This is a genomic window from Paenibacillus lupini, from assembly GCF_011761355.1.
GTDB classification, from domain to species: Bacteria; Bacillota; Bacilli; order Paenibacillales; family Paenibacillaceae; genus Pristimantibacillus; species Pristimantibacillus lupini.
In genome coordinates, this window is the sequence record NZ_JAASRW010000004.1 from 99,787 (window position 1) to 125,522 (window position 25,736).

A 25,736-nucleotide genomic window follows, 5' to 3' on the forward strand; every position below is an offset into this window, starting at 1 on the left:
TCTGAAAGCGATATCATCTTGGTGAGTCATATTACATGGTAATGACTACCAAGCTTGTTAGTGTACGAAAGGAGGAAGGGGATCAAAGATAAATAAGGACCAGAGGTCAGCAAACCGATTGCTGGCATCAGCTGGAACGGTAGTTTTGAAAGCGGTTGCAATACAGCAAGCCTTGTAAAGCATCTCAAGATACTACTGACGAAATTGAGAATATGGAAGCGGGGATATCCATTATATGCGAATAAATAGAAGACCTTTGTATATGTCATTACTGGCCTTCGTGCTGATCTGTACGACATTACTGCCAGGCATGCAGCTTGGGGCTCAGCAAGCTAATGCAAGTGCTACAGAGCCAGTTGTGAAAAAATTTGATTTTGGCACAGCTTCAAGTCCGGTCAAGGACGGCTATACGAAAGTGCATGAATCGCTGCTTTATACAGCAGAGACTGGCTATGGCTTGAATCAGGCGGTGGCATCGCGTAACCGTTCGGGCGGTGATGAGCTGACGAATGATTTTATACTGGGTACAGCTTATACCTTCCTTGCAGATATTCCTAATGGTGAATATGACGTTACCGTCTATTCCGGAGATTTGCTCACAGGCACTAGTACGACGAAAACAACAATTGCACTCGAAGGGGTAACAGCAGGAACGATTTCCAGCAGACAGGCGGTTACTACTGTTACATACCAGGTGACGGTTAATGATGGACAATTGACGGTAGATGTTTCTGGAACCGGCGCGGGCGGCTATTTGAATGGTCTCGTCATTGAAGAGGTTGTTGATGCAGCACCTGCTGCTCCGGCTTCGCTTGCAGTGACTAGTTTAACGTCCTCCAGCGTGACACTGGCTTGGAACAGTGTTGATGGAGCGGCGCAATATTCGATATATCGTGCAAGCGGTGCGGATAGTGAGCCAACACTTCTTGGTCAAACAGCAGAAACAACCTACTCGGATACAACAGTTGCGGTTGGCAGCGGCTATACGTATTACGTATCTGCTACTGGCGCAAGTGGTCTGGAATCCGAGCTTAGCACACCGGCTTCAGTCAGTGAAATTCCGGCTCCGCAGCCTCCGGCAGCACCGGCGGGTGTGGCGGTGGATGAAGTGAAAGCCGATTCCGTAAAGCTGAGCTGGAATGTTGCCGAAGGCGCAGTCAGCTACAAGGTGCTTCGTTCTGAGGATGCAGCGGGACCATTTGCTGAGATCGGACAATCGACTAGTCCTTCATATACGGACACGACAGCCGATACTTCGAAGCGCTATTATTATCAGATCATTGCGGTGAATGATGCAGGCGAATCAACGACTTCCAGTACGGTATCGAGTACGGAATATGTTCCGCCAGTTGAGCTGCCGGAGGGCGGGGTTCAGCGGTTTGACTTTGGCCCAGGCGAATTGGCTGACGGCTACATTCGTGTAGCAGCCTCTACCAAGTATTCGTCATCGCTGAAATATGGTTTTACCGATCCAACGAAAGTAACAGCGGTAGACCGCAGCACAACGGATCCGATTAAATCGGATTTCGCGCAGGTGCAGGATACATCGTTTAACATAGATCTGCCAAACGGTGACTACACCGTGTCGCTTGTTGCCGGGGATGCAGAAGCGGCCACCGACATCGCGATTAAAGTAGAGAATATCCAGAAAGTGCAGCAGACAGCTAAGACAGCAGGCCAATACCTGGAGATGGAATTCCCGATTGCGCTGGTTGACGGTCAATTGAATTTCGATTTTACAGGTACCGCTGCTAAAATCAACGCTATCGTAATTACGAAGCAATCTGATCGTCAGCCAGGCGAGATTCCTACCGTTTACATTGCTGGGGATTCGACGGTACAGACGTATGATCCTTATTGGGAGCCGCAAGCCGGCTGGGGCCAAATGCTGCCGCGCTTCTTCAATAGTGATGTAGCGATCGTAAACAAAGCAATTGGCGGACGCAGCACGAAGAACTTCATTACTGAAGGCCGCCTCGACGAGATTTTACGTGCGATTAAGCCAGGTGATTATTTCCTCGTTCAATTTGGGCACAACGATGCAACGATCAGCATCCCTGACCGGTACGCGTCTCCGGCAGATTATAAGAGCTATCTGGAGAACTATTATATTGAAGGCGCTATTCAACGCGGGGCGACACCAATTCTTGTAACCCCGATGGGACGCCGTGACTTTAATGCGGATACGGGCAAGTTCAACGTCAGCTTCCCGGAATATGTTCAAGCGATGAAGGAAGCCGCAGTGGATAAAGATGTAGCTTTGGTCGATCTTAGTGCGCTAAGTGTTGCCTACTACAATTCGATAGGATTTGAAGCTACAGCGTCGGTGTTCCTGTATGCCGATCCGGGCATCTATCAGGCTTTCCCAACTGGTTCTGCAGATAATACACACTTCCAAGAATACGGTGCGATTCAGCTTGCCCGCCTGCTAGCAGGAGGTATTCAGCAGCTGGATCTGCCACTTGCACAAGCCGTGAAGGAAATTGAGCTTCCAGCGGATGTGCCGGCGAAGCTGACTGGCCTGATCGCAGGCAGCATCAGCAATGCGGGTGCGGTTCTCAAATGGAATGCTGATGAGACAGCGGATATTTACAAGGTGTACCGCAAGCTGGCAACGGACCCCGAATCGGCTTATAAAATGGTAGGTTCAGCGACGGTTCCTACGTTCACAATGGGCGGTATGGCAGAAGGACAGACGTATACCGTCCGTGTAACGGCGGTTAATGGCCGGGGTGAATCCACACCGTCTGATGAGGTGACCATTTCGACCAAGTCGGCGAAATACAGGTATGATTTTGGTCCGGTTGGTGCGCCGGTTGCAGATGGTTATACAGAGGTGACGCGCAGTGTCCTGTATACACCAGAGAGAGGGTACGGGTTAACGGACAGCACCGGGATGATCGATCGCGACCGGGGTTCAGCTACCGATGCTTTGCGCCGTGATTTTGTTGCTTACTTCGCGAATTCGTATGAATTCAAGGTCGATCTTCCAAACGGCTATTATTCGGTGAAGACCTACACAGGCGACTGGATTGGTTCTATTAAAACGAATGTGGCCATTGAAGGCAAGGACTACGGCACGGTATCTTCCGGTAAGGAAAATATCGCAGAGAAAGTATACAACAACATCGCGGTGAAAGACGGCCAGATGAACCTCGTATTCAGCGGCCAAACGGCACATTTGAATGGTCTTGAGATTACGCCGATTTTACTTGCTCCAACTGGACTTAAGCTTGATGAGCTCCAGCTTGCAACGGATCCGGTCGAAGCACAGCTGTCGTGGACTGCGGCAGATAGTGCAGCAACTTACCGTATTTACCGCAAATCCGCGGATGCAAGTAATGCTGAGCTTCTTGGGGAAGCAGCGGGCACGACCTTCCGTGATACAACAGGAGATGTTGGGCAGCAATATGTTTATACGGTTACGGCTGTAGACAGCGCTGGCTTTGAATCGGTTGCTTCGAATGAACTTACGATCTCAACAATCGATCCAAGTGTACCGCTTGCTCCAGTTCCGCAGGATCTGAGCGTGGCTACGATCAGCAAGAATAGTGTAACAATTGCGTGGACCGGCTCATCAAAGGCACGTGCTTATAATGTCTATCGTGCTTCGAAAGCAAATGGCGAGTTCAAGCTGATTGGCAAAACAAAAGAACCGTCTTACACGGACTCGAACGTATTAACAACGGTTCCTTACTATTACAAAGCAGCTTCGGTTAACGCAGGTGGTATATCCGCTCAGTCTGAGGTACTGGTAACAGAAGCGGTAACTACGCTGTACCGCAATATGGAATATTTGGACCGTGCACCGGTAGCAGTGAAGCAGGATAATGGCGTTTATATCGGCTGGCGTATGCTTGGCCTAGATCCGGATACAATCGCTTTTAACGTCTACCGGGATGGGGTAAAGCTGAATGCTTCGCCTATTACGGGGAGCACGAACTACCTTGATGCCGGGGGAACTGACCAGGCCCAATACCGCATTACGTTAATAATTAACGGCATTGAAAGACCAGCAACAAAAGCGTTTGGCGTATGGCAGCAGCAATACTTGTCTATTCCTTTGCAAAAGCCGGCCGATGCCTATACGAAAGATGGCCAGCCATATACCTACAGCGCAGGTGATGGAAGTGTAGGTGATCTGGACGGCGATGGTCAATATGAGTATGTCATGCTGTGGTCGCCTTCGAATGCCAAGGACAATTCGCAAGCCGGATATACAGGTATCGTCTATATGGACGCTTACAAAATGGATGGCACACGTTTATGGCGTATTAACCTCGGTCCAAACATTCGTGCCGGGGCACACTATTCGCCGTTTATGGTTTATGATCTGGACGGTGATGGTAAAGCAGAAGTTGTGCTGAAGACGGCCGATGGCACAATCGACGGACAGGGCAAAGTCATTGGCGATGCCTCCAAGGATAACCGCAACAGCAGCGGCTATGTGCTTCTAGGCGACGAATTCCTGACGGTGTTTAATGGCAAGACGGGTGGAGCCGTATCGACTGTCAGCTATGATCCTCCTCGCGGTGATGTTGGCGCATGGGGCGATACGTATGGCAACCGAGTTGATCGTTTCCTCGCATCGGTCGCTTACCTTGATGGTGAGCACCCGAGTGTGATTTTCAGCCGAGGCTATTATACACGTACTGTGATCGTTGCTTACGATTTCAAAGATGGTAAGCTGACGAAGCGTTGGAAGTTTGATACGACCGATGAAGGCAATGGCAGCTATGTGGCGCAAGGTAACCATAATATGTCGATTGGTGATGTGGACCAGGATGGCAAGGATGAAATACTGTTTGGTGCACTTGCTATCGACGATAATGGTGAAGCTTTATACAGTACGGGCTTAGGACATGGCGACGCCATGCATTTCGGCGATCTTGATCCAACCCGTCCGGGACTTGAAGTGTTTGGTGTACATGAGCATACAGATGCCGACTATGGCATTGAGATGCATGATGCAGCAACAGGCGACATCATCTGGGGTGTATATACCGGCATTGATACGGGACGTGGACTTTCTGCGGATCTGGATCCCAATTATGCAGGTGAAGAAATGTGGTCCTCTACCATTACCAATGAACAGCAGATACAGATTACAGGCTTGTTCAGTACGAAAGGCGAGATGATTAGCACGAAGATCCCGTCTTCAACAAACAATGCGATTTGGTGGGATGCGGATCCGCTCAGAGAGCTGCTTGATCATCAGTGGGATTCGGTTGTGAAAGCAGGCACAGGCAAGATCGACAAATGGAATTACGAGACGCAAACAACGGAAAATCTGCTGACAGCAGAAGGTACATTATCGAATAACGGAACAAAAGGCAATCCTGCACTGCAAGCTGACTTGTTTGGCGACTGGCGTGAAGAGGTTGTATGGCGTTCGGCGGACAGTTCCGAGCTGCGCATCTATACGACAACGGACCTGACCGATTTGCGCATTCGGACACTGATGCAGGATCCCGTCTACCGTCTTGGTGTTGCCTGGCAGAACAGCGGCTACAACCAGCCTCCGCATACAAGCTTCTTCCTTGGTGCGGGCATGGAAATGCCAGCTGCGCCACGAATTCAATACACAGCACCACAACCGGAAGAGAATGCGATGGGTGTACCGGGCAAGCCAGTCCTCGCAAGCGACAACGGTTATGATACGGGATTACTGGACGGCAGCTACAAGGTTACAATGAACATGTGGTACGGCTACAACGGTACAACTTATAAGCTTTATGAGAACGGCGTTCTAATTGATACGAAAAAGCTGACCGATAACTCGCCTTCGGCCCAAACCGCTGCTACTGCGGTAAGCGGTAAAGCGAACGGCACGTACACGTATACGTGCGAGTTGATCAATTCATTTGGCACAACAGCCTGCTCGCCGTTGACTATTACGGTTAAGGACGCATCGCCTGGCAAGCCGGTGCTGTCGAACGACAACTGGGATAACAACGGTGACTATAAGGTAACGATGAACATGTGGTGGGGCACTAATGCCACGACATACAAGCTTTACGAGAATGGCACGCTTATCGACAGTCAATCGCTGACAGCGAAGACGCCAAATGCACAAACAGCGGTGACCAATATCACGGGCCGTGCGAAGGGCGCTTACGAATACCGCGTGGAACTAATCAATGATGCAGGTGTAACGGAAAGTACAGTTATGAAGGTAACGGTAAAATAGCTTTGACTGAAATAGGGCGGGCAGCTGGTTACAGCTGTCTGTCCTTTTTCCTTTTTCCTTTTTCGCTACCAACCTCTTTATCTGAACGTATGAGGGTATAATAAGAACAAAGGATAAAGGGAGCATAGCACGAGACAATGAAATCAATGAATAAGCAAAATAGAGTGTTATTACGAGCATTTGCCTTCACAATTATAATTCTAGTTGTATTCGGATGGATTGCGCAGCTCGTCAGCAGGCAAGAGATTGCAGCATTTGATCACAAAATAACGGATGCCGTTCGTAGTGTACATTCCGATACGATGACAATCTGGATGAAGATCTTCACTGAGCTTGGATCGGAATTTTTAGTTATTCTTATGATCGTCATCTTTGCAGCGGTATTGGCGTTTATCGGTTATCGGAGAGAGCTTATCTTCTATCTCGGCGTAATAGGAGCTTCGGCGCTGCTCAACCTGCTGCTGAAGGCAATCTTCCAACGGGCGAGACCGGATATTAACCGGATTGTTGAGGCTTCCGGGTTCAGTTTTCCCAGCGGGCATTCGATGTCAGCCTTTACGTTATACGGAATCACGATCTATTTCTTGTGGAAGCACTTGAAGCATAGATGGATGCGAACGGCTGTTATTCTGATCGGAACTGTGCTCATCGTGATGATTGGGATCAGCAGAATTTATCTTGGAGTTCATTATCCGAGTGATGTAATTGGCGGGTATTTGATAAGTGCGGCATGGCTGATCATGAGTATTGGATTATATGAGCGTTTCCTGGAGCAAAGGTGGCTTTCACGGAAGTTCCGGCTTCAGGAAGAGAGAAATGAAGGACCGTCCCCAATATAGGATGGTCCTTTTTCATGTGCAGCGGGTCATCTTTTCCTCCACATAAGCGGCTTCATCATGTGCAGCAGAGGGGCTGCGAATTTACGGCGCGACTTTTTCAAATCGTCATCGTGCTTCACATATCGGCCAGAGCGAATTGCCCGGTTGATCTCTTCTTGGCGCATTTTGTACAGCAGCTCAGTCGTATGGTAATTATGGTATGGCATAGGAACATCTCCTTTATTTGTTTGGTGGATCTCGCTTGTTAATTTCATTATGCAGGTGAAAGAAAGGTGTAAAAAGTGTAGAATATGCTCAATAGATTTCCCCTTTTAAGCGAGGTGAGGAAAAACGATGTTAACGATCGAACGTTATTTGACGCTGTATGAGCGGTTTGCGAGTGAGCTTGGAGCTGGGGCAGCGGCTGAGGCGTCCATTGTGCAAGTAGCGGAGGCGCTGTATTGTACGGAACGAAATGCCAAGCTTGTTCTCCGCAAACTGTCCGAGGAAGGCTTCATTGAGTGGAAGGCCGGTAGAGGCAGGGGCAACCGCTCGCAGATTACCTTCCGGGAAGACCGGGAGAAGCTGCTTCACGACCTATCACGGCAATATGCGGAAGACGGCGAATACAATAAGGCCTTTCATCTTCTCCAGACCTTTGGGGAAGGGACGGCGGCGAATGAAAAATTTATGGAGTGGATGAGCGATAGCTTTGGCTTCCACAAGCAGCTGGGGAAAGAGGCCGATGTGCTTCGTCTTCCGATTACGAGGGTTATTACGACCCTGGATCCGGCAGAATGTGTCTTCTCGTTTGATTCCCATTTGATTCAACAGATCTTTGATAAGCTTGTTGTGCTGGAGGAGAATACGGGACGAATCTTGCCGGGAATTGCCCATGATTGGGAGTGTAATGAAGACGCCACGACGTGGACCTTTCACTTAAGGAAAGGGGTATTATTCCATGATGGAACGGAGTTAACCGCTTCAGATGTCGTCTATACGATAGAACGTCTAAGAAGCGGGAAGTTCAACAGCTGGATTATGCGATCGCTTGGCAAGGTTGAAGCAGTATCCAATCGGATTGTTCGTTTTCAACTGGATAAACCGAACTGGTTATTTCTCAAATACGCCTGCTCGAACGTAATGGCGATCCTGCCCTCCGGGCTGCGGGGACAAAATGAGGAAGTGTTCTGGAAGAAGCCCATTGGAACAGGTCCTTTCCAGATTGAAGAGTGGACCAGCGGAAGGCTGCTGCTTGGAGCGAACCTGCATTATTTTCAAGGACGTCCCCACCTCGATCAAGTCGAGATTATACTTGTGCCGCAGCATGAGGCGCTTATGGAACGAATGGTAACCTGGCAGCAGCTGATCTGTGATCCAAAGCAGCAGGCGGTTACGGTGGAGAACGGCTGGATCAAGCTTGAATCCAAGAATGTCTGTACAAGTATGCTCAGTTGGAACATGCAAAGGAATGGGCCGCAGCAGTCCGAGTTATTCCGAAGCCTTGTAGATCAGCTGCTTGACCGGAAGCTTATGATTCAAGAGCTTGGAGGATATCGACATTTTCCAGCGAATGGCTTTTTTCCTGAGTCAGAACCTTCAGCATCATTAACAACGCCAAGCAGGCTTCCATTTTCTCCGGAAGAGCTGCGAAAGCAGATTAGTGATAACGGATTTGATCAATCGCCGATTACGTTATGTGCACATACAGCTCATTCGGATGATGCCTTTTGGATTCAGAAGCAGTGTATGGAATATGGTATTGAGGTAAAGGTTCGTATTGAAGGACCGGAGACAATTCATAGTGTCCTTGACGAGGTCGATCTCACGTTTCATTCGCTTGTATTTCCGGAGGATGAAGTCAGCTTAATCGAGAGCTGTGAACAGGATAATAGTTTCCTGAAAAGACTGATGACGCCAGCGCTGTCTGCCTGGACAATCGAGAGATTTGATGAGGCGCTTGCTTGCAAAAATTCGCAAGACCGAATGGCTATCTATGCGGATATTGAAAGTAGACTTCACGGGGAGTACCAGGTCTTATTCCTGCTTCATAACCGGTTTTATACTGACTATCACCCAACGCTCAAGGGTGTCCGAATTAATTCACTCGGATGGATTGATTTCAAACACATTTGGCGTGCCTAACAATTAGCATGATTAAAAGCCTGCATACAGCAGGCTTTTTTTGTATGCAATGAGCAGCTATTCGGCTGATGCCGGAGCAAGACCGACCGATAAGGCACGGTTTCCCCACATGACTTTTTGCACAGCATCAGCTTGTAAGTCCTGGCATTGCACAATGACGGTAACGTCTGACTTTTGTTTGTCTTGCTTCCGTCTGCTTTTCTTGGAGAAAATCGCATGTATTCCGAACCCCAGACTAAAGCCGATAAAGGCGGCGATAATCCCCCAGATCACCGGTCCCCATGTCCATATAAACCCAAAGCAGGTTCCAATGACAGACAATGCCGTAGCGCATGCAATACCAATCTCGACTCCCTTGGAAAGAGAGCTCTCTTGTATAGGCTGATCGGATTGAAAAGCTTGTGACTCCTTATCCATGCAAACGACTAGCAGCTGCTCTCTCGCGATCCCTATACTCTCTATCTGACACAGCGCATATTCAAGCTCAATGGAATATTGGAAGGTGCCAATGATAATCATATGTTTTCACCTGAATGGCTAAAGATTTGTACAGCGGAGGAATGGTAACGATCACGCAGATACTGGCGCTGCTCCAGGCTGAAGAGCAAATTATGCTCTTTCGCTTTGATGTAGGCATGATAAATAGATCCTCCCATAACAGAAGGCATAAATAACAGCCAGTGCACACGCAAAACAGCGATAGATTCGGTTAATCTGCCGGTAAGGAGATCGATTAGTGATACATGAACATGAGACAGCGAGATATACATCCACCACCAGAACATCGCATAGAAGGCAAGTCCGATCCGATGGTTATACATTTGACCCATACCGGGGAAAAACAAGGAGAACACGGCTGCAACGAAAGGGCTCTTGGGCTGGATATACTGCACTTCTGATGCATAAATCTTTAGACTAGGCAGCGGTTCGTCCTCAAGCTTCGCGATTTGGTAAAGCTTATTCTGATAGATCGCAGAGCGGTAGCTATCCCACATAACGACGAAAAAAATAATGATATACCCAAGAACCCACTGAGGAGCCAAGATGGCTTTGGCCTGTTCGAACTTCCCACAAAAACTATAGACGATTGCCTCGTTGATATGGCCAAGCGTATTAAATATAACCTCTGATAAAGTCAGAAAGGTTCCTCTCAAATACTGATTCAGCAGCATATGACCAAAGCCGGGGAAAGCAGCCGACCACCAAAGGACCATGTAGGGACTACGTTTATACAGAGAAGTAATGCCAAATAGGCTTAATTTGGCCCTAGGCCGGCGAGAGGGGCTCATGTTGTTCATTAACACTCCTTTCCAGCTATAACGCGATAAAGTCTACTCAATAGCTGAATTACAATGATTTGCAGCAAAATGAGCAGAATCACGGACCACATACTCGAAGCATATAAAATGTCTTGCCGAATCAGCCACAGGTAACCACAGCCCAACAAGCCAATTAATATCATTTTCCAGATCCAGTTGCCCCGCAAAGAAACTAACAAAGCAAAAAACACGGAGTCTATATGGACGATCAGCGTAGCGAATGCAATATTGTCTCTGGAGGGGTCCTCGAACCAGCCGGGCTGAAATACAATCTGATGAAAAAAGATCAAATAGATAGCTATGACTGATCCCTGCAAGGAAACATTGATGGTATACAGCAAGATCAAGCGAAATAGGTAAGGGAGTTTCGATGGGGATAGTTTATGCCAGAGCCATTTGCCTATCGAGAACAGCAGAATTATACCGATGCCTGTATAGATGACTTTCCACCAATGATGCTCGAATATGCCTAAATGAATAAAGGTCAGCTCAATCCCCATAAAGCCCGCTGCCAGGATCAGAATCCAGCCGAAGCTTATGCCGTAGACCGCTACTAACGTGCACGTAGACGGAACAATAAAGCCGTTAGATACGATAGCCCCTAAGGCACTGTCATAAAAAGGGTCCTTTAGCAGCCCTGGGTGATAGGTATAGCTGTTAAAAATAATGAATATGATCAGCTCGAAAATATAAATAGTCCCGGCAATACAAATATAGTAGGGGATTATCATGGAGCTTCGAGCTTTAACCCAGGAGAAAAGAAAGAATACAATACTGGCTATTATAAGCAGCAGATAAGGGACAAAAGAAGGAATAAGATCAACTCCTAAAGCAAGGTTTAGACTTATTTTTCCAATAGCATCCAAATTTATTCCATTGATATTCTCTTGAGGGCTGAAGATAGTATGATGACGATCACATCAAACCTTCAAGCTCACCAAACATTCACGTAATCTTTCTTTAATATGATGGATGTGTACCATATTTTACCTATTGGGAGAGTGAATTGATGTACACATCACCACTGCAGCGCTTGGTGAAAACAGCTTTAGTTGGGACGGTAGCGGCCGCTTTACTGACTGCTCCATTCCTGCATTCGCACTCGGCTTTCGCAGCTGTTGGCAAGCCAAACTACGAGGTTAAGCTGAATCTGGATCCAGCTCTTGTGCTGGATTCGAGTCACAATCTGGTGAGCTCAGTCAGAAGTGAATTCGATACGGGGAGCTCCTACAAATCTTACAAAGTACAGTATATGGATACGGCAGCTCAAAGCATGCAAGGGCAAGGATGGGGCGAGCGGATCCGTAAGCGCGATGATCAAAGCACGCATGAAATTCAATTCAAGAAACGGTACGATGTGGCCAATGGCGACATTAACGCTGCTTTGACGCAAGCTGCCGGTGAAGGACTCGATTCGTCCTCTGGCTTCGACTTCCAAATCGATTGGGGATATTCCAAACAAACGCTCAGCATTGCTTATGAGAAGGATGTTACGGTATCTGGCTCCAGCGGCAGCGGACTTAAGATGCCGAATGAGGCGACTTCCCGCACCGTATCGGTGGCTAATGAGCCGAGTAAATTCGCCAATTGGACAAGCACGGGCTGGGGAACAACGCAGCTGAATAATTCGGTTGTATACGGTCCGGTAGACTTCAAACGTTATGAAGGCACCTTCAATGACTTTGATCTGGATATTGAAGTATGGATAGTTCTTAATGAAGCTAAGACGGGCTATGAGTACTGGGTAGAAGCTTCCTTTAAGGCAGATACTTACAGCGAAGCAAACTCGACACGTACAGCATTGATTAACGAGCTTAACAGCAAAGGCTGGCTCATCCCGCAGGACCTGCTGCGGACAAGCCAAATTATTGAGCGTTATGCACCGGCTCCTGTAACACCGGATACAACAGCTCCAACGGTGCCAACGAATGTAACTGCAACAGCGGCATCAAGCAGCCAGGTCAAGCTGAACTGGACTGCTTCAACTGACAATGTGGGTGTAACGGGCTATAAAGTGTACCGCAATGGCTCGCTGGTTGGCACTTCAACATCGGCTTCCTTCAGTGATACTGGCCTGACAGCATTAACAAGCTACTCTTATACGGTAAAAGCGAAGGATGCGGCTGGTAATGAATCGGCTGCAAGTACATCGGTCAGCGCAACGACTTTGGCTGCAGGCAGCGGCGGTACAACTGGCGGAACGTATAACGTGGATGGAAGCAAGGGTGCTTATATCGAAGCGGAGAACTATACGTCCAAGAACGGGACTTTTGTTGATGCGGCATGCTCTGTATGTTCGAACGGGCATGACATGGAGACGGCAAATGGCTCGGGCGACAGCAGCACAAACTATATCGCCTATACAATTAATGTAACTAACGGTGGTTCCTTCTATGTTCATATGCTGAGCAGCGGTGTCGACACAAGCTCGGACAGCTTTACGGTTGCGCTTGACAGCACGTCCGGATCGCAGCTGACTACGACCTCGAACAGCACATGGGCTTGGAAAAAGCCTAGCAGTTCAATCTCGATCGCGACTGGTACGCATACCCTTTACATCAAAGTAAGAGAAGACGGCGCGAAGGTAGATAAAATCTACCTGTCGAAGTCGGGCACGGCTCCAACTGGTTTGGGCGGAACGGCTGCAACGCCGGTAAGCTAGGAAAGATGATAGAGCGGACACTTGTTGAAGTGTCCGCTCTATTTTTTATGCCGAGTTGATGGATAGTGAAAGGAAATCGTTCTTTATCCGTCTATTGAAAGTGGGGAAAAGCAGAAATAGTGAAAGAATTGTGTTCATTCCTCCCCTAGTAACCTTCTTTGGGAGTTCTATAATAGGAGTTGCCTGAAAAAATGAAAGCGCATTCTCATTGCGAGGATAGCTTGAGGGAGGAATCCAATTGCGTGCATCTATGTTGACTAGACAGAGCATCAAAGGTATTTCAATCACTATGGTGTTGATCATTCTGATCAGTATAATCAGTACAATCGTACCGCAATCAACCTTTGCATCTACTGGTGCAGGGACAACGTATTATGTTGATTCAGAGGGAGGAGACGACGCGAGCGATGGTCTAAGTGTGGATACAGCATGGAAGTCGCTGACGAAAGTAAGTGCTGCTACGTTTCAGCCTGGGGACAGAATCTTATTGAAAGCAGGAAGTGAATGGACAGGAGAGCAGCTGCATCCGCAAGGATCGGGTGAAGATGGCAGTCCGATTACGATTGATATGTATGGGGCTGCAAGTCCAAAACCGAAGCTTAACGGTGCTGGTGCTATCGACTCTGTCGTTGAATTTTATAATCAGCAGTACTGGGACATTAATAATCTCGAAATTACGAATACAGCAGCGGGAGCACCTAATGATCCGTCTAAATTAGCGGATCTCAGAGGGATGCATGTAACAGGCAGAGATGCTGGAGTACTGAAGCATTTCTATATCCGTGGTGTGAATGTGCATGATGTGACCGGGTGGAATATGTGGATCAGCGGAAGTACGGCGGATGATGAGCCGGGAAGCGGGATTTACCATGGCTCAGGCTGGGATGGCTCCAAACGGACCGGCGGCATCCTGTTCGAGACGCTGAAGCCAGGCGACACACCTATTCCAACGAAGTTTGATGATGTTGTCATTGAGGACAGCATATTCCAGGATAATTCTTTTGGTGGGGTTATTTTCAAGCAATATGAAGGCGATGTTCACTGGGCATCGCGTGATGATGGGAAAAACCATTCGTCACCAACCGACCCGCTTGGTCAATGGTATGACCCAGAGTGGTATCCCCATACAAACATTACGATCCGTAACAACTATTTCAGCCAATACAACTCAGATTTTGCATGTGACACCATCTACTTAACAAGTGTGAAAAATGCTTTGGTTGAACATAACGTATCAGCAGGTGCGGGTACTAGCGCCATTGAGATGTATTACACCGACAATATTACGGTTCAATACAATGAAGTCTACGATACGCTGGCTAAAGCAGGCGGCGCAGATTCTAACGCCATTGACCCTGATAAAGAATCCACGAATATTCTGATTCAATACAACTACATTCACAATACGGGCGACGGCATTCTGCTGTGCGGCTTCGTGTTTGGTACAGCAACAGTCCGTTATAACATTATTCAAGACGCGGCTCCAGCTAAACGTTTCTTGAATCCGCATGGAGACAAGGGAACGCAGCTGGTCTATAACAACATTTTCTACAACACACAAGCTGGATCAAATGTGACGTTCGTCAATTCCTCTGGTGGCAGCGCGTACTTGAATGACTCGGATTACGCCGTGAAGATGTTCAATAATATTTTCTATAATGCGGCAGGCGGTCCTGTTAAACCAGTAACAATCGCATCAGGTACCGGCGTGACTTACGATCACAACCTGTACTTTGGGCAAAATGTAATCCCTGCGGCAAACGAAGCACATGCGATTGTTGGCGATCCGAAGTTTACTGGTCCGGTTCCAACGACGAGCGGAGATGCTGAGACAGGTCCAATTCTTGATTTCTCAGGTTTTAAGCTGCTGCCAGGTTCCTTGGCTATTGGCAATGGTCTGGATGAGATTGGAATGAACTTGGCTAATTCGACAATGAATATTACGGATAACGGCGGCATGGATTTTGCAGGCCAGGAATTGTATAGCAGTAAACCGGATATTGGGGCTTTCGAATATTACGGTGACGTGAACAGTGGGACAGAGTCTATCACAGGACAAGTCAAAGACGCTGCGGGTACGCTGATTGACGGAGCGGAAGTAAGCTTGATGGTTAACGATACAAAGTATTCTGCACTTACGAATACGTATGGCTTCTACAGTATTGCTGATGTACCTGTTGGAACGGATTATATGGTTACTGCAAGCAAGGAGTTTTATGCAACGGGCACAGATGAGCATGTTAACGTTGCCGCTGGCGACACTACGTCGGGTGTAGATTTGACCGTTGTTTCGATGAATCCGACCGGAACGATTGAAGGTATGGTTAAAGATACATCGAATGTGGCGAATCCTTCGGCCGTAGCGGGAGCGGAAGTACGCATCAGCAATGGCGCTTCGGTGTTTGAGACGGTAACAACAGATGCTTCAGGCTATTTCTCGCTTGGCAATCTGCCTGTGAAATCCGGTTATACGGTGACGGTATCAAAGCCAGGTTATCAGTCATGGACGGTTACGGCGAAAGCTGGATCTCCTCTGGAAGTGAAGCCGGGCATTACCTTAACACTCGCGGATGTCTATCTATCGCCGGGCAAACCAGCTGTTGTCATTGATGATAACTTTGACACCAGCGCAACGGGCTCCGTTCCGGCAGACTGGACGGTGACAGCAACGGTTGCCGGCGGCAGCGTGGCCGTGGCTGAAAGTCCAAGCGCGACGAACAAGAGTGTGCTGATTTCCCAGCCGACAGCTGGTAAGAACGGTAATAAAACATCGCTTTATAAAGCTTTGGACAATCTGAGCGGTATCGTTACCGTCGAATATTCGCTTAGTAAGAGCAATACGAATCAATATTTCACTGTACCAATGGTTTATGGCGATAACTCTTCACACATGGCGGCAGCTGTAGGGATGGACAGTACGGGCATTCTGTACAAGGATAACGGATCTTCCGGTACAGCCCACGTTGTACAGTCATATACAGCCAACACCTGGTATGATTTCAAGCTGGTACTGAATACAATCAGCAAGAAATTTGATATGTACATTGACGGGGTTAAAAAAGTCGATCAAGGCAATTTCCGTTTCGCCGATTCAACAACGAATGATTTGACGGGCATCGATTTTAACTCCAATTATAATGTGACGGGTTCTGTGAATGTGGATAATGTGAGAATCAGCACGGGGATCGCTTATCCGAAGAATGACACGGCTCTGTCCGATCTTCAGGTCAGCACTGGAGCTTTGACGAAGGTCGATCCAACGAATTATGTCATGGATGTACCTAATAGTGTAAGTCAGATTACACTGACTCCGACGGCAGACAGTGAATTTATAAAAGGGATTACGGTTAACGGCAATACAGTAGCAAGCGGTACAGCTTCACCAAATCTATCTCTAGTTGACGGGGAAAATGTAATCCCAGTAGTAGTTACCGCAGAAGACGGCGTAACAACGGCGTCCTACTATGTGACAATCAACCGAACATCAGGTGATATTGACAGCACCCTGCAAAGCTTGACGGTAAGTGAAGGTACGCTTGCTCCGGCTTTCTCGGAGAATGTCACTGAGTATACGGTCAGCGTACCGAACAGTCTAAATCAAATTTCTCTTACACCTACAGCAAGTGCGTCAAATGCTACTCTGAAGCTGAATGATGTGAGTACGCCAAATGGTGCGCCTTCAGTGAATGTACCGCTTCAAGTAGGTGCAAATACGATTACAATAAATGTTGCGTCTGCTGACGGAACAAACTACCAGGATTATACGGTAGTCGTCACCAGAGAAGCTGGAACAGCACCAGAGCTGAAGGCTGTTACGGTTACGGGGACAATCCCTTCGTTAACCGCTGGTGGTACCGGATATGATTTAAGCCAGTTAACCATTAACGGGATGGACCAATACAATAATCCGTTTAGCTTGAATGGCCAGTCTATCGCTTGGGCAGTAGCTTCAGGAGACGCCTATGCGACTGTGTTTGGAAGCACGCTTACTCCGGTCAGTGCGGGAGGCGGCACCGTCTCAGCAACAGTAAATGGAGTGACCAGCAGTCCGGTGTCGTTCATCGTTATGGCAGCCGATAACAGCGGCGGCGGTGGAAATAACGGCGGTAATACAGGCAGCAATAGCGGCAGTGCTGGAGGAAGCAGTAATGTGAACCAGGGAACGGTTTCTCTTATAGCTAATGATCAGGGCACTGCAACACTGTCGGATTCCGATTTCACAGCAGCCATGAATTCAGCAACAGCCGATCCTTCAGGCCATAAGGTTATTACGATTAAGCTTGCGGGCGGAACGAATCAGCCGGAAGGTCTGATTATCCCGGTTTCCTTGCTGAAGACAGCTGACTATACGTATGATATTTTGCTTCAAACAAGCTTGGGAACAGTACGTTTACAGTCAACGATGCTAAGCACAGCAGATCTTACAAACGGTACAGTTGAGCTTCGTTTGACTAAGCAAAATGATCAGAATGGCCATCCGGTTATTGATCTCTCGCTTGTAAGGGACGGCAGCGTCATTCCTTGGAGCAATCTGGATGCGCCAGTGACGGTTAGCATTCCGTACGCGCCAACAGCGGAGGAGCTTAAAGCACCGGATCATATCGTTGTCTTCTATATCGATCCGCAAGGCAATCGCATTCCGGTTCCAAACGGACATTATGATGACCAAGCGGGTCAAGTGATCTTTACGACCAAGCATTTCAGCCAATATGAGGTTCAGTTTAATGTGGTTAGCTTCAACGATTTGTCCGGCGTGGCCTGGGCAAGCGAGGCGATTGATGTCCTTGCAGCCAAAGGGGTTATCCAAGGCAAATCCGAGGGGATCTTCGATCCGCAAAGCAGCATTACACGCGCGGAGTTTATTACGCTTCTCATGCGCGCGTTGGAGCTTCCACATTCCGCAGCCTCGGCCGGCTTTAGCGATGTAAGCGAGTCAGCGTACTACTACAATGCACTTGCAAGCGCCAAAGCATATGGTATCGTAACCGGAACGGGAGATAACTTTTTTGAACCAAATAAGCAGATCACCCGAGAAGATACGTTTGTAATGACAGCACGAGCATTGCAAACCTTGCAGCTGCTATCAACGTCCACCGACGGTGACGTATCACAGTACAAGGACGCCGGCGATATCGCAGGCTACGCACAAGACAGTATCGCTCAGCTTGCAGCAGAGGGAATTATTCAAGGAGATGCCGCGGGCATCCATCCTAAATCGAATCTGACCCGCGTAGAAGCAGCGATCATGATCTACCGCATCCTTAATAGATAAGTAACTTCAAATATAGTTCTCGACAAATAAGACCCTCGGAGGGTCTTATTTGCTTTTATAGCTCTACTACTGGATTTTCCTGAAATCGGAAACTTGAGCTGCATCACACGCGTATATGCCCAATATTGGCTAATGCTGCATGGTTTTAAAGCGTTGGACGAATTTGCTAGGAATTAAACTTATATCCATAAATTACTCGCCCCAAGATTTAACATTATTGTACAATGATAATGAGATGAGAGAATTCTTTCGGCAGAGGGGAGGCGATTGAGCTTGACCAGATACATAAAGCTGCTTGGTTTGACACTTGGTGTCGCAGCGTTGAATATTGTCGTTTTCTCCAGCGGACTTATCGGGATCGAGATTGGTGCCGATGCGCTTTCTTCAGCAATCGGCGTAACTTTTCTCGTCGCCAGCGTCATTACGCTGACCTATGGGTGTTACTCCCTCATATTTAAAGCCCCGGTATCTCTGCCGGTGAAGGAGATTAAGACGCATGACGATTATATTGAGGCATTATCTCGCTTCAAGCGTACTAAGGTTTTAGAAGAAGATATCGATTTAGCTTTGCGTCAACTGGAGCGAATGCGGAAGAAAAAGAACACACTGCTCGAGGTCTTGAAACAGCGATTCGATCCCGCGGAATTGAGCTATAAGAAGTTTTCTTCCGTCATCTACGAGGTGGAGAAGCTCTTCTACCTGAACGTCAGAAGCATCCTCAATCGGCTGCATACGTTCGATGCGTCGGAGTTCGAAAGCGTTGCGGGCCGGAAGCCGTCGGCATTGCCGCAGGAGCTGCTGCAAGTCAGAAAAAACGTGTACGGCGAATACCTTTCCTTCACCAAGCAATCGCTGGGCACGAACGAAGAAATCTTGTTAAAACTGGATCAGCTCATGCTGGAGATCTCCCGCTTGGATAGCTTGGAGCCAGGCGACATCGACAGCATGCCTTGCATGCAGGAAATCGACACGTTGATCAAACAAACCCAATACTACAAGAATTAAGAGGTGGCCTGGATGCAAAAAAAGAGTAAGTTTTTGTTGATTTCTACTGTTCTTCTGGTGGTCGTCTTCGGGCTTGTTTATGCGGGGATAACCTTGACCTCCAATCTGGGTAAATCGAAAGCAGAGGTGACGGAAGAGAATGCGGGGGATCGTTTGAGCAAGCTGTTCAAAAAAATCTCCCCGACTACCGAAACACCTGTGAAAGGCCAAATCGACTTGGATCCCGTCGATGTCGCCGCGTCCTTGCCCGACATCAGCAAGTTTCCTGTCACGGTGAACAATACGAACGACAATTTCGTCGAGATTTTCTCGTCCACGGAAAAGTCGGGAACGGGCGTCGACGGATGGCTGACGGACGTGGCGACCGAGTTTAACAACGCGAATATAACCGTGAACGGAAAATCCGTGTCGGTCAAGATTCGTAATATCGCCTCGGGTACGGCCGCTGACTATATCAAATCCGGCAAGTACATCCCCGATGCGTTCACCCCTTCGAATGAGCTATGGGGCGAAATGGTTCAGGCGAGTGGAGTTAAAGCACAGCTCGTGTCCAAACGTTTAGTCGGCAATGTTCCCGGTATCGTCATCGCAAAAGCAAAGTACGACGCCATGATCGAGAAGTACGGCTCCGTCAATATCCAATCCGTCACGGAAGCCATCGCAAATAACGAGCTCTCCATGGGGTATACCGATCCCTTTGCAAGCTCCACTGGATTAAATTTCCTCATAACGGCACTTCATACTTTTGATAATACCAATATTTTGAGCGATAAGGCGGTTCAAGAGTTCGAAAAGTTCCAGTCCAATGTTCCGTTCATCGCCTCCACGACCATTCAGATGCGCGATGCGGCAAAGACCGGCGCCCTGGACGGATTCGTCCTTGAATACCAGACGTACGTCAACGCCGCCGATTTGAAAAGTGGATACGTATTTACGCCATTTGGGTTCAGACACGATAGTCCACTCTACGCATTAGGCGATCTGCCGCAGGAGAAGCTGGATATTCTCAAGAAATTTGCCGAGTTCGTGACGCAGGACAAATATATGAAAACCGCGCAGGAAAAAGGATTTAATGGCCTTGATACCTACAAGTCGGAACTCGCCTCCGTGGATGGCGACCTGCTTATATCCGCACAGAAGGTATGGAAAGAGAAGAAGAATAGCAATAAGCCGATCACGGCGGTTTTCGTTACCGACGTTTCCGGCAGCATGGACGGCGAGCCAATCAATCGTTTGAAAGAGTCGCTCTTGAAAGGGCAGAAGTACTTAGGCAAGGACAATAGCATCGGTCTCGTCTCATATTCGGACGGCGTTACAATCAAGCTGCCGATTGCGAAGTTCGACACGAATCAGCAGTCCTTGTTCGTCGGAGCGGTGAATAGTCTGCAGTCCGGTGGTGGGACGGCCACTTTCGATGGGATTGTCGTAGCGCTGAAGATGCTTGAAGATCAATTGGCCATCGACCCGAACATCAAGCCCCTCATCTTCGTCCTAAGCGATGGCGAGACGAACCAGGGCTATACGCTGCAGGATATCAAGGGATTAATCGAGACGTATAAGATTCCGATCTATACGATCGGCTACAACGCTAATATTCAAGCTCTGCAGAATATCTCCAGCATCAACGAAGCGGCCAGTATTAACGCGGATACGGACGATGTCGTGTACAAGATCGGTAATCTATTCAATGTGCAAATGTAAACATTCCGAGGGGGAATTTCAATGGCATTTTCGATGAACGTATCTAGTCCAGAGGAGCTGACGGCCGAGATCGAGCCTACGATAAGGCCATTACCGGAGGAAGAGGCTAAGCTGAAAAAAGAAGCAGATTCGAACGTCGAGTTGATAATGGCGTTGGATGTCGAGTCCCTGGACCAGCGCAAAGAGATTCTTCAATCGATCGATGCCTACGGTCTGAACACCATGAAACGATCCTCCGACAAAAACACGCTGCTGCAGGTATCGGTCGGCAATCTTGCGAAATCGGGTGATGAGGGCGGTCCGGTTGCGAAGGGACTGGCCGAATTGCACACACAGCTGAAAGATCTGGATCCGAGCATGATCGACTTTGCCAAGAAGGGATTTCTCGGAAAACTATTTAATCCGCTGCGGTCGTACTTCCTCAAGTTCGAGAAGGCAGACGATGTGATTGCCGATATTGTGGTGTCGCTCGATAAAGGCGGTGCCGTGCTCAGAAACGACAATACGACGCTGGAGCTCGAACAGCATGATATCCGAAAGCTAACCAAAACGCTCAAGAAGGAAATTCAGCTCGGGATGCTCATGGACGAATCCATCGAAGCCCAGATCGAAGCAGCCAAAAGGAACGGTGAAGACCCCGAGAAGATTCGGTTCATAACCGAGGAAATCCTGTTCCCGATGCGCCAGCGTGTCATGGATTTACAGCAAATGCTGGTCGTCAATCAGCAGGGGATCTTGGCATATGAGGTCGTCATCCGCAATAATAAGGAGCTCATTCGCGGCGTGGACCGAGCGAAGACGGTCACGATCTCTGCTTTGAAAATTGCCGTTACGGTGGCGAGCGCCTTGTATAATCAAGGCATCGTTCTCAGGAAAATCGAACTTTTGAATCAGACGACTACGAACCTTATCGCCGGCACATCCCGGATGCTCAAGGACCAAGGAGTCGCCATTCAACAGCAAGCCATAGAAGCTACGGTCTCGGTCGATACCTTGAAACAAGCGTTTGCAGACGTGCTGTCCGCGTTCGATTCAATCAGCTCGTACAAACAGCAAGCACTTCCGAAAATGAGGGAAACCATCAACCAGTTCAGGACGCTAGCTGACGATGGCGAGAATCATATTTTGAGGCTTGAGAAGGGCAATGCTTTGGGGCTGTAAAAAAGCGTTCGGATTTCGTAGTTATGTTCATGGAGTACCTGGTAAGAGAACAGTTCCAACAGAAAAGCGACCGTAGCAGGTCGCTTTTTTTTCGTGCTCCTACTCGGAGAAGAAGATGTCTCTTCGACAGATTGGCCTGCTTATGTAGCTCGCATCAGCCATCATGTTTGATGCGAGGGTTTTTATTACTTTTGGACTTTGCTGTTATAAGCTGATTCTAACTAAGTCATTATTCAATACCGTACTGCCCTCTTGCGGTACAAAGGCGGCGTTCGTGCCGAAGTTGTTGATAATGACATTTGTAGTTCTTGAAGTTATAACGACAACCTCGTAATGAAATTGGATACCGCCGACATTGGTCGAAAAGCTGCTAAACGTGTTGGCCGGAATTGTACGGTTCGTGGTACTCAGTATGACAGGTGAGCCGGAATCCCAGTTAATGACGATGACCCTTACGGTAATGGCCGAATTTCGGCGATTCAATATTTCGGTGTGGGCAATAGTGACAGCTGTACTTTTGTTAATGACGCCCGTACTCAATGCGGTGGAGCTGTTGGAACTGTTTTTTATACTAGCTTGTTTCTGCAACAACGTAACCAATTGCGATTTCATTTTACTGCTTATGGCCACTCTCTTTGCCGTTGTTTTTTTAAATCTTTTCGTTTTCAAGCTTACCACTCCTTCTAGCTGTAATTAATATATTGTATTTGCGATTTCATAGATTCACCTGTGCGCATGAAGGAGGGATATCGCCTTTTTAATAGTTTCATAGAGTTCGTTCACTAATGAGATAAGGGGCTAAAAAGAGAACGGTGTCTGGTTGGATCAGATGGAAAAGTTGGTTATGTTGCACTGGCACAAGAGTTGAAGATGCTGACTAACAACGCTGATGGAACATTTGGCGGACAAGCCAATGCACCGTGGTTTTTTAAGTTTGCTATGTAATACGACAGCACCATGTGAATTCCCGCCAGAGATTGATTTAGTTATATTTCTTTATTTACCTGGAGGAAATAATTACGAGCAATCAAAAGCTTTTTTAGAATGGGCATCGCTATATGATGAAACTGGTTTGGAGGTTAGAAGGAATTCTTTACACAAGCATTGGATGTCAGATTTGACTTGTCCGGTCTTGAGGATTGTGGGGAATCATTAGTTCAATCACCGCCTTTATATGAGGCGGTTTTCTTTTGCTCAAAATCAAAAACAGAGCCTTAAGATGTAAAATGGTTGAGCAGATTAATGCTCAACCATTTTGGTGTCCCCAGAAAAATAGCCGGGCAAAACGGAGCAAGTGAATGAAGCTGAGAAACAAGATTATGCTTACGAAGTAGCTTTCTTGCAGAAAGCTTTAAATGCTCGCCTTTGTATTTCGATGTCAACCTTAGTGAATAAATTCAAGTCATCGAAATACAAGCTGACTTTAGCCATAGTAGTTATCACTTTGGCTAAAGTCAAATGATCGAAGCTCATTCACTTGCGCAGTTTGCCATCGCGATTAAAAACTCACATGCGCAGTTTTGCCCCGGCTATTTATCGTTAAATAGTGAAAGAAACCGATTCATTGCTCTCCTTCAAGCATTCGGGACCCAATTCTATAATGAAATTACAGGTCCACAAGAATGAAAGATTGGAGTAACCCACATGAATAATGCTGCTATAAAAGAAACTGCCGGTTCTGTGAAGCTGGGTCAGGTTAAGAAAATTCGCTCGAAGCGTTGGGAGACCCCTGTCACCGGTTATCTGTTTCTATCGCCATGGCTGATCGGCTTCCTGCTGCTGACACTTGGCCCTATGATTATGTCCTTGTACTATTCCTTTACCGACTATTCATTGCTCGCTGCCCCGAACTGGGTTGGCTTCGACAACTACAAGCAGATTTTCACCGATGATGATGTATTCCCGAAATCACTTAAAATCACGATTACCTTCGTACTGCTGACGGTTCCGCTTCGCTTGATGTTTGCTTTATGTATTGCGATGCTGCTGAACCGCAAGATGAAGGGGATGTCGTTCTACCGCACGATGGTGTACTTCCCATCGCTGATTGGTACAAGTATCGCAGTATCGATTCTGTGGAAAAACATTTTCAGCCGCAACGGATTTATTAATGATTTCCTGGGGATCTTCGGCATTAAAGGCCCGGCATGGATCGCTGATCCGAAGTATGCGCTTGGCACGCTTATTATATTGATGGTATGGCAATTCGGCTCGTCGATGATTATTTTCCTCGCTGGTCTGAAGCAAATACCGACTGACCTGTATGAAGCTTCGTCGGTTGACGGAGCGGGCAAGTTCCGCCAGTTCGTCTCGGTAACACTGCCGATGCTTTCACCAATCATCCTGTTTAACGCCGTACAAACGATGATTAATACGTTCCAGATGTTCACACAGTCATTTGTCATTACAAATGGTGGTCCGGTTAAATCGACCTTCGTCTACGTGATGTATCTATATGAAGAGGCCTTTACGAAGTTCCATATGGGTTATGCATCCGCACTTGCCTGGATCCTGCTGATCCTGATCGGCTTGTTCGCCGCAGTACTCTTCGGCACTTCGAAATATTGGGTGTTCTATGAGAACCAAGGAGGGAAGAAATAATGAAGTTATACAAAAGTTCCTTTAATCATATTTCCCTCCTGATTGTCAGCCTGATTATGATGTATCCGATCTTCTGGTGGGTAGGTGCTTCTCTGAAAACCAACGAGGAGATGAGCTCAGCGAATCTTTTCCCGAAAGTACCACATTGGGCTAACTTCTCGGAAGGCTGGGTATCTACACCAAACTTTACGTTTACCCATTTCTACCTCAATACGTTTGAACTGATCCTTGGCGTTCTGTTCACGAGTATTGTAGCCTGCAGTCTGGTTGCTTTTGCCTTCGCCCGTTTGGACTTTCCGCTTAGAAATTTCTGGTTTGCTATCATGCTCGTTACGCTGATGCTTCCAACTCAGGTTACGGTTGTTCCGCAGTACGTGATGTTCAGTAAATGGGGGTGGATCAACACTTACCTGCCGTTCTACATTCCTCATTTGCTCGCTGGTGGGATCGGTGGTCCGTTCTTTATCTACCTTCTTGTCCAGTTCATGCGTTCGGTACCGAAGGAGCTGGATGAAGCGGCCAAAATCGACGGATGCTCGTGGTTCGGCATCTACTGGCGCATTATGCTGCCGCTTGTGAAGCCGGCTCTCGTAACGGTTGCTATCTACTGCTTCCTGTGGAACTGGGATGATTTCTTTGGACAAATGCTTTATATTAATAGCATTAATCATTACACCATTAACCTTGCTTTGAAGTTGTTTATTGACTCGCAAGGCTCCGTGCCTTGGGGACAATTGCTTGCTATGTCTCTTTGCTCGATTGTGCCGTCTGTCGTCATTTTCTTCTTGGCGCAGCGTCATTTCGTAGAAGGGATGTCGGCGGGGGCACTCAAAGGATAATAGATTAACCAACATATGGGAAT

At 47.7% G+C, this 25,736-nt stretch carries 15 protein-coding genes and 1 pseudogene; 11 read left to right on the top strand and 5 right to left on the bottom strand.

Annotated features, from left to right (window positions below):
- Positions 1-262: 262 nt before the first annotated feature.
- Together FHS17_RS30885 and FHS17_RS13925 are read left to right on the top strand one after the other, a co-directional pair.
- Positions 263-6,190 carry a rhamnogalacturonan lyase family protein gene (locus tag FHS17_RS30885; RefSeq protein ID WP_279590357.1) on the top strand — a complete coding sequence of 1,976 codons (5,928 nt, stop codon included), beginning with the start codon at positions 263-265 and terminating at the stop codon, positions 6,188-6,190.
- A 137-nt stretch (positions 6,191-6,327) separates the two neighbouring features.
- Entirely contained in the window at positions 6,328-7,029 is a 702-nt protein-coding gene (locus FHS17_RS13925; protein ID WP_167279023.1) for a phosphatase PAP2 family protein, read from the top strand.
- A 26-nt stretch (positions 7,030-7,055) separates the two neighbouring features.
- On the opposite strand, the gene FHS17_RS13930 is transcribed toward FHS17_RS13925, so the two are convergent.
- A complete protein-coding gene (locus FHS17_RS13930; RefSeq protein ID WP_167279024.1) occupies positions 7,056-7,235 on the bottom strand; it encodes a hypothetical protein in 180 nt (59 codons plus the stop codon).
- A gap of 127 nt (positions 7,236-7,362) precedes the next feature.
- On the opposite strand from FHS17_RS13930, the gene FHS17_RS13935 reads away from it, so the two are divergent.
- Positions 7,363-9,153 carry an SgrR family transcriptional regulator gene (locus tag FHS17_RS13935; RefSeq protein WP_167279025.1) on the top strand — a complete coding sequence of 597 codons (1,791 nt, stop codon included), beginning with the start codon at positions 7,363-7,365 and terminating at the stop codon, positions 9,151-9,153.
- A gap of 57 nt (positions 9,154-9,210) precedes the next feature.
- Here the strand turns inward: FHS17_RS13935 and FHS17_RS13940 are convergent, their stop codons facing one another.
- The 3 genes from FHS17_RS13940 to FHS17_RS13950 are packed head-to-tail and all read right to left on the bottom strand — an operon-like array spanning position 9,211 to position 11,203.
- Positions 9,211-9,672, bottom strand: coding sequence for a hypothetical protein (locus tag FHS17_RS13940; protein ID WP_167279026.1), 462 nt, complete (start codon positions 9,670-9,672; stop codon positions 9,211-9,213).
- On the bottom strand, positions 9,669-10,451 hold the full coding sequence (locus tag FHS17_RS13945; RefSeq protein WP_243865354.1) for a hypothetical protein: 783 nt from the start codon (positions 10,449-10,451) through the stop codon (positions 9,669-9,671). The genes FHS17_RS13940 and FHS17_RS13945 overlap by 4 nt, the downstream gene beginning before the upstream one ends.
- Entirely contained in the window at positions 10,451-11,203 is a 753-nt protein-coding gene (locus tag FHS17_RS13950) for a hypothetical protein (RefSeq protein WP_167279027.1), read from the bottom strand. The genes FHS17_RS13945 and FHS17_RS13950 overlap by 1 nt, the downstream gene beginning before the upstream one ends.
- Before the next feature lie 278 nt (positions 11,204-11,481).
- Here FHS17_RS13950 and FHS17_RS13955 point away from each other — a divergent pair, with 278 nt between their 5' ends.
- The 5 genes from FHS17_RS13955 (at position 11,482) to FHS17_RS13975 (ending at position 22,273) form a co-directional block, all read left to right on the top strand.
- Entirely contained in the window at positions 11,482-13,134 is a 1,653-nt protein-coding gene (locus FHS17_RS13955; RefSeq protein WP_167279028.1) for a fibronectin type III domain-containing protein, read from the top strand.
- Positions 13,135-13,372: 238 nt separating this feature from the next.
- Positions 13,373-18,406, top strand: coding sequence for an S-layer homology domain-containing protein (locus FHS17_RS13960; protein WP_167279029.1), 5,034 nt, complete (start codon positions 13,373-13,375; stop codon positions 18,404-18,406).
- Positions 18,407-18,679: 273 nt separating this feature from the next.
- Positions 18,680-19,411 carry a hypothetical protein gene (locus FHS17_RS13965; protein ID WP_341805830.1) on the top strand — a complete coding sequence of 244 codons (732 nt, stop codon included), beginning with the start codon at positions 18,680-18,682 and terminating at the stop codon, positions 19,409-19,411.
- A gap of 12 nt (positions 19,412-19,423) precedes the next feature.
- Complete coding sequence (locus tag FHS17_RS13970; RefSeq protein ID WP_167279031.1) at positions 19,424-21,112, top strand: vWA domain-containing protein; 1,689 nt, start codon at positions 19,424-19,426, stop codon at positions 21,110-21,112.
- Between the two features lie 21 nt (positions 21,113-21,133).
- Complete coding sequence (locus FHS17_RS13975; protein ID WP_167279032.1) at positions 21,134-22,273, top strand: toxic anion resistance protein; 1,140 nt, start codon at positions 21,134-21,136, stop codon at positions 22,271-22,273.
- A gap of 204 nt (positions 22,274-22,477) precedes the next feature.
- Here the strand turns inward: FHS17_RS13975 and FHS17_RS13980 are convergent, their stop codons facing one another.
- Positions 22,478-22,942: a hypothetical protein gene (locus FHS17_RS13980; protein WP_167279033.1), complete on the bottom strand. Its 465-nt coding sequence runs from the start codon at positions 22,940-22,942 to the stop codon at positions 22,478-22,480.
- 310 nt (positions 22,943-23,252) lie between these two features.
- Between FHS17_RS13980 and FHS17_RS30585 the strand changes: the two are divergent.
- From FHS17_RS30585 to FHS17_RS13990, 3 genes and pseudogenes are all read left to right on the top strand, one after another.
- A pseudogene (locus tag FHS17_RS30585) lies at positions 23,253-23,429 on the top strand (hypothetical protein); the annotation flags it as partial.
- A gap of 488 nt (positions 23,430-23,917) precedes the next feature.
- Positions 23,918-24,874, top strand: a complete 957-nt coding sequence (locus FHS17_RS13985; protein ID WP_167279034.1) for a carbohydrate ABC transporter permease — start codon at positions 23,918-23,920, stop codon at positions 24,872-24,874.
- Positions 24,874-25,713, top strand: a complete 840-nt coding sequence (locus FHS17_RS13990) for a carbohydrate ABC transporter permease (protein WP_167279035.1) — start codon at positions 24,874-24,876, stop codon at positions 25,711-25,713. The genes FHS17_RS13985 and FHS17_RS13990 overlap by 1 nt, the downstream gene beginning before the upstream one ends.
- Positions 25,714-25,736: the final 23 nt, after the last annotated feature.